Annotated in this window: 2 protein-coding genes; one reads left to right on the top strand and one right to left on the bottom strand. The window is 40.4% G+C overall.

Annotated features, from left to right (window positions below; translation table 11 throughout):
• Window positions 1-44 precede the first annotated feature (44 nt).
• Window positions 45-833 carry a 30S ribosomal protein S2 gene (gene rpsB / locus AB5Z52_RS16870; RefSeq protein ID WP_003126867.1) on the bottom strand — a complete coding sequence of 263 codons (789 nt, stop codon included), beginning with the start codon at window positions 831-833 and terminating at the stop codon, window positions 45-47.
• Window positions 834-1135: 302 nt separating this feature from the next.
• Between rpsB and AB5Z52_RS16865 the strand changes: the two genes are divergently transcribed.
• On the top strand, window positions 1136-1606 hold the full coding sequence (locus tag AB5Z52_RS16865; protein WP_003126866.1) for an arginine repressor: 471 nt from the start codon (window positions 1136-1138) through the stop codon (window positions 1604-1606).
• The last annotated feature ends 111 nt before the right edge of the window (window positions 1607-1717 follow it).

Below are 1717 nucleotides of genomic sequence, written 5' to 3'. Positions count from 1 at the left end.
GAGTGAGGCTTGTCGCCCAGCCTTTGAAACAGCTCCATCATTTCTTATTCAGCTGATACATTGTCGCCTTCGACAACATCAACGATTTCTTCGATTGAAGTAGCATTTTCTGTTGATTCAGCAGAAAAATCTTCTTCAACTACTTGGTCTTCGCCTTGGTTGCCTTCGATAAATGCATCTGCCATTTTAGCAGTGATCAATTTAACGGCACGAATCGCATCGTCGTTTGATGGGATAACTACGTCGATCTCATCTGGATCACAGTTTGTATCAACCATCGCTACGATTGGGATATTTAATTTACGTGCTTCTTGGATCGCAATGCGTTCTTTGCGTGGGTCAACAACGTACATTACATCTGGAATTCTTGGCATATCAGCGATACCGCCTAAGAATTTTTCAAGACGTTCGCGTTCTTTGTTCAAACCAACGACTTCTTTTTTAGGAAGGACATCAAATGTGCCATCTTCTTCCATTTTGTTGATTTGTTTCAAGCGAGCAACACGTTTTTGGATAGTTTCCCAGTTCGTCAATGTTCCACCTAACCAACGATGGTTTACGTAGTATTGACCTGAACGGATTGCTTCTTCTTTGATTGCTTCTTGAGCTTGTTTTTTTGTTCCTACGAACAAAGCAACTCCGCCTTCTTCAGCAACGTTTTTCATGTAGTCGTATGCTGCATCTACTAACTTAACAGTTTTTTGTAAGTCGATGATGTAGATACCGTTTCTTTCTGTGAAGATATATTTCTTCATTTTTGGGTTCCAGCGACGTGTTTGGTGTCCAAAGTGTACGCCGGCTTCTAGCAATTGTTTCATTGAGATTACTGCCATGATGTGTTTCCTCCAATTTGGTTTTTGATTTCCTCTCTTGCTCTTTAGCTCTTCGAAGAACTGATTATCAGCACCGCTTCGCAGATGGAACAAGATGTGGATTTGCGGAGTCAAAAAACTCACGCCTTAAACAGTATACAGTAGCTACTAAAGAATTGCAACTGCTTTTCCTCATAAACCTAGCTGTTTACTTTTACATTTTTTTCTTACAAACAACGGGTGTTCAGTCTGACTAAAGCCTAGGTTTTTAATCCTTTTTCTGCTATGATAATGCTGAAGAATTCAATTAAAGGAGTCTATTTATGCGTAAATCCGACCGGCATTTATTGATCAAACAGATTATTGCAGAACATAGTGTGGGAACTCAAGAAGAACTGTTGCAGTTGCTCGAAGCACAAGGAGTAACCGCTACGCAGGCAACGATCTCCCGCGATATCCGTGATCTAAAAATTGTCAAACAGCCTGATGAGACTGGACAAACAAAATTTGTTCTCTTTCAAGGAATGAATACTCAAGAAAATGAAAAAGCGGAAGAACAACGGCTGATTCACATGCTGGAAGATGTCGTCACCAAAGTGGATCGTGTTCAATTTATGACGCTAATCAATACGATCCCTGACAATGCACCTTTATTGGCAGCGGCTTTAGATGAAGTTTCGATGCCTGAGAAAGTTTGTTCTCTCGCCGGCTTTGATACAGTAGCCGTTATTTCCCGTACAAATGAAGATGCCATCAAGCTGACTGAATATATCAAGTCCCATGCTATTCTCTAAAGAATCGAAAAAAAGATACCAGTGGCAAGCATATTGAAGCGACCCCCAAAAGTTAGACCAAAAAATCTAACTTTTGGGGGTCGTTATTTGTATGGCAAAATATCCTTTTGA

It is taken from the genome of Enterococcus sp. RTP21361st1_A6_RTP21361_211029 (assembly GCF_040910045.1).
In the GTDB taxonomy this organism is placed as follows: domain Bacteria; phylum Bacillota; class Bacilli; order Lactobacillales; family Enterococcaceae; genus Enterococcus_D; species Enterococcus_D gallinarum.
This window is presented reverse-complemented; position numbering and strand designations above follow the sequence as displayed.